The sequence below is a fragment of the Rhizobacter sp. genome (genome assembly GCF_031412495.1).
GTDB lineage: Bacteria > Pseudomonadota > Gammaproteobacteria > Burkholderiales > Burkholderiaceae_C > Schlegelella_A.
The window spans coordinates 1-3,281 of sequence record NZ_JANODC010000337.1; the positions used below are offsets into that span (position 1 = coordinate 1).

A 3,281-nucleotide genomic window follows, 5' to 3' on the forward strand; every position below is an offset into this window, starting at 1 on the left:
CTACTTCCGGATCGGCAACTGGGTCGGCCGCAAGGTCTCGAAGGGGCTGTACCGCGTGCGCCTCGGCTACGTGGACACCGAGTCGATGAAGGCCGTGCCCGAGAACGCGACGGTGGTCTTCGTCATGAACCACCGCTCGAACATGGACTACATCCTGGCCAGCCACCTGGCGGTCGAGCAGGCGGCACTGTCGTACGCCGTCGGCGAATGGGCCCGGACCTGGCCGCTGTCGGCGCTGATCCGCTCGATGGGCGCCTACTTCGTGCGCCGCAACTCCAAGGACGAGCTGTACCGGCGCGTCCTCGAGTGCTACGTGGCGATGGCGACGCAGGCCGGCGTGCCGCAGGCGGTGTTCCCCGAAGGCGGCCTGACCCGAGACGGCCTGCTGCGCGAGCCGCGCCTGGGCGTCATCGACTACATGCTGCGCGGCTTCACGCTCGACGGCGAGCGCGACCTCGTCTTCCTGCCCCTCGGGCTCAACTACGACCGCGTCCTCGAGGACCGCACCCTGCTGCTCTCGGTCGACCCGGACGCGCGCCGGCCGAGCAACTTCTGGGCGGTGTGGAACACGCTCGGCTTCGTCGTCAACAACGTGCGCCTGATGCTGAAGAGCGGCTGGCGCCGCTTCGGCTACGCCTGCGTCAACTTCGGCACCCCGGTCTCGATGCGCGCCTGGTGCGCCGAGCGCGGCGTCGACTTCCAGAAGCTCGGCGGCGACGCGCGCCGGCGCGCCATCGCCGGCCTCGGTGCCGAGCTCATGGCGGCGGTCGGCCGCAACGTGCCGGTGCTGCCGGTGCCCTTGATCGCCACCGTCTTCGTCCAGCAGCAGGACCGGGCGGTCTCGGAGCTGGAGCTGAAGGCCGAGGTCAGGCAGCTGGTCGAGAAGCTCGAGGCCGCCGGCGCGCACATCTACGTGCCGCGACAGGACCTCGACTACGCCGTGACCGTCGGCCTGCGCGCGCTGACCCTGCGCCGCCTGCTCGACGAGAAGGACGGCCTCTTCCAGGCCCGGCCGGGCGAGCTGCCGCTGATCCGCTACTACGCCAACTCGATCGCCCAGTTCACTCGATCCGGCACGCCTCTTCGAACCTGAGGCGCGGGCTGCGCGCGAAGAGCTGCGAGGGGTCGCCGTGGCCCAGGTTGCAGAGAAAATTGGTGCGCACCGAGGTGCCGGTCCAGAACGCCGCGTCGACCTTTTCGGCGTCGAAGCCGCTCATCGGCCCGCAGTCGAGGCCGACGGCGCGCGCGGCGATGATGAAGTAGCCGCCCTGCAGGCTCGAGTTCCGGAAAGCCGTGGCCTCGGCCAATTCCTGCTTGCCGGCGAACCACGACTTCGCATCGGCGTGCGGGAAGAGCTGTGGCAGCTTGTCGGCGAAGGCCATGTCCATGCCGAGGATGGCGGTCACGGGTGCCGAGCGCGTCTTCTCCACGTTCCCCGGCGACACGCAGGCGAGCAGCCTTGCCTTGGCCGCCGGCGAGGCGACGAAGACGATGCGCGCCGGCGACGAGTTGGCCGAGGTCGGCCCCCACTTCATCAAGTCGTAGATCTGGCGCAGCTGCGCGGTGGGCACGGGCTCGGCGGTGAAGCCGTTGTGCGTGCGGGCTTCGAGGAAGAGCTGTTCGGTAGTGACGTTCATGCGGGCCAGGGGATGCGCCGGGCGCGGCCGGCATCGATCCATTCTGGCCGCGCCCTGCGCCCGGTGCGGTTGGGGCATTCGCCGGCAGCGTTCGCGCCCGCTGCACTACGGCTCGACAATGGCCGCATGTTCTCGCCTTCGCAGCACGACGTCCGCAGCTTCTTCGTCGCTGCCGGGAAGAAGCGCGCCGCCAGCCTGCCGCTGACGCCGCTGGAGACGATCGCCGCCGACTGGATCGACGGCCACCCGGAGTACGCCGGCGACCTGGCCGACGAGACCGCCGCCCTCGAGGCGAGCTACACCGGCGAGGGCGGCCGCGAGAACCCGTTCCTGCACCTGTCGATGCACCTGTCGATCAGCGAGCAGGTGTCGATCGACCAGCCGGCGGGCATCCGCCAGGCCTTTCTCCTGCTTGCCGCGAGGCTCGGCTCGCAGCACGCCGCCCAGCACGAGGTGATGGAGTGCCTGGGCCGGATGCTGTGGGACTCGCAGCGCAGCGGCCTGCCGCCCGACGGCGAGAGCTACGTCGATTGCGTCAGGCGGCGGGCGACGGCGCGTTGACGCAGCCGGGCGCTGACGCGCTCAGGCCGCCTTGCGCCGGCCCAGCCCCAGCCACATGACGGTCGCGACGACGAGCAACCCGCCGCCGACCTGCGACGGCGCGATGCGCTGGCCGAGGATGGCCCAGGCCAGGACCAGCGCGAAGATCGGCTCGACGTTCATGATCGCCGAGTTGCCGACGACGCCGAGCCGCGGCAGCACCGTGAACATGATCGTGAACGCGGTGCCGTAGAGGAAGGTCAGCGCGAGCAGCCCCCACCAGCCGGCCGGCGCCTGCGGGAAGTGGAACTCGCCCTGCGCGGCGACGGCGGCGAAGGCGACGAGCGCCGCGAAGCCCATGGTGCTCGCCGTGCGCAGGCGGCCGTCGAGGTCGCCGGCCTCGTGCTGCGTCAGGACCAGGGCCAGGCCGAAGAGCGCCGCCGCGGCGAGCGCAAAGGCGACGCCGACGCCGATCCGACCCCACTGCGCCTGCGCGCCGAGGCCGGACGCGGCGCCGAGCACGTCGAGGGCGAGGGCCAGGCCGACCAGCATGAACGGCATGGCCAGGACGACGCGGCGCTCCGGCCGGTGCCCGTAGACGAGGCGGGCCCAGCCCGCCGTCCAGAGCGGGAAGGTGTTGAAGGCGAGCAGGGCCAGGGCCACCGGCAGCCGCGCCACCGCCGAGTAGAGGCACAGGCTCTGCAGGCCGACGAGCACGCCGATCAGCGGCAGGGCGCGACGCTGCCGGCGGTTCACGCGCACCGGCACCCGCGCCACAAAGAGCAGCAGGCCGACGACGCACGCCGTCACGGTGCTGCGAAAGCCCACGGCGGTGGCGACGTCGACGCCGTGGTCGAAGGCGACGCGCGCGGCGACGTGGTTCGACCCCATCATGAAGGCAATGAGCAGCAGCGTCGCGAACGCCGCCCCCGAAAGCGACGACCGCGGCGCCTCGACGGCTCTCATCGACCCCGGTCCATCGCCGTGGCGGTCAGTTGCCGACCAGGCCGCTGCGGATCGCGTAGACCGTCATCTCGGAGTTGTTGGTCAGGCCGAGCTTCTCGAGGACGCGGGCACGGTACACGCTCACCGTCTTCGGGCTCA

Annotated in this window: 5 protein-coding genes; 2 read left to right on the plus strand and 3 right to left on the minus strand. The window is 71.3% G+C overall.

What is annotated here, in order from left to right:
* Positions 1–1,093, plus strand: a 1,093-nt coding sequence (locus AC30N0_RS12375) for a 1-acyl-sn-glycerol-3-phosphate acyltransferase (RefSeq protein WP_489518212.1), incomplete at its 5' end; no start/stop codon positions are given.
* On the opposite strand, the gene AC30N0_RS12380 is transcribed toward AC30N0_RS12375, so the two are convergent.
* Entirely contained in the window at positions 1,062–1,637 is a 576-nt protein-coding gene (locus AC30N0_RS12380) for a malonic semialdehyde reductase (RefSeq protein ID WP_489518213.1), read from the minus strand. The two genes, AC30N0_RS12375 and AC30N0_RS12380, sit on opposite strands and share 32 nt — an antisense overlap.
* A 126-nt stretch (positions 1,638–1,763) precedes the next feature.
* On the opposite strand from AC30N0_RS12380, the gene AC30N0_RS12385 reads away from it, so the two are divergent.
* Positions 1,764–2,198 carry a DUF1841 family protein gene (locus AC30N0_RS12385; RefSeq protein ID WP_489518214.1) on the plus strand — a complete coding sequence of 145 codons (435 nt, stop codon included), beginning with the start codon at positions 1,764–1,766 and terminating at the stop codon, positions 2,196–2,198.
* Positions 2,199–2,219: 21 nt separating this feature from the next.
* Here the strand turns inward: AC30N0_RS12385 and AC30N0_RS12390 are convergent, their stop codons facing one another.
* Both AC30N0_RS12390 and AC30N0_RS12395 read right to left on the minus strand, forming a co-directional pair.
* Positions 2,220–3,143, minus strand: a complete 924-nt coding sequence (locus AC30N0_RS12390; protein WP_489518215.1) for a DMT family transporter — start codon at positions 3,141–3,143, stop codon at positions 2,220–2,222.
* Between the two features lie 25 nt (positions 3,144–3,168).
* Positions 3,169–3,281 (minus strand): LuxR C-terminal-related transcriptional regulator (locus tag AC30N0_RS12395; RefSeq protein ID WP_489518216.1); only part of this gene is annotated, 113 nt, incomplete at its 5' end.

What these genes read in the sequence shown, in the direction of transcription:
- AC30N0_RS12380 (WP_489518213.1), bottom strand. Translation starts at nt 1,637, where the DNA reads ATGAACGTCACTACCGAACAGCTCTTCCTCGAAGCCCGCACGCACAAC.
- AC30N0_RS12385 (WP_489518214.1), top strand. Translation starts at nt 1,764, where the DNA reads ATGTTCTCGCCTTCGCAGCACGACGTCCGCAGCTTCTTCGTCGCTGCC.
- AC30N0_RS12390 (WP_489518215.1), bottom strand. Translation starts at nt 3,143, where the DNA reads ATGAGAGCCGTCGAGGCGCCGCGGTCGTCGCTTTCGGGGGCGGCGTTC.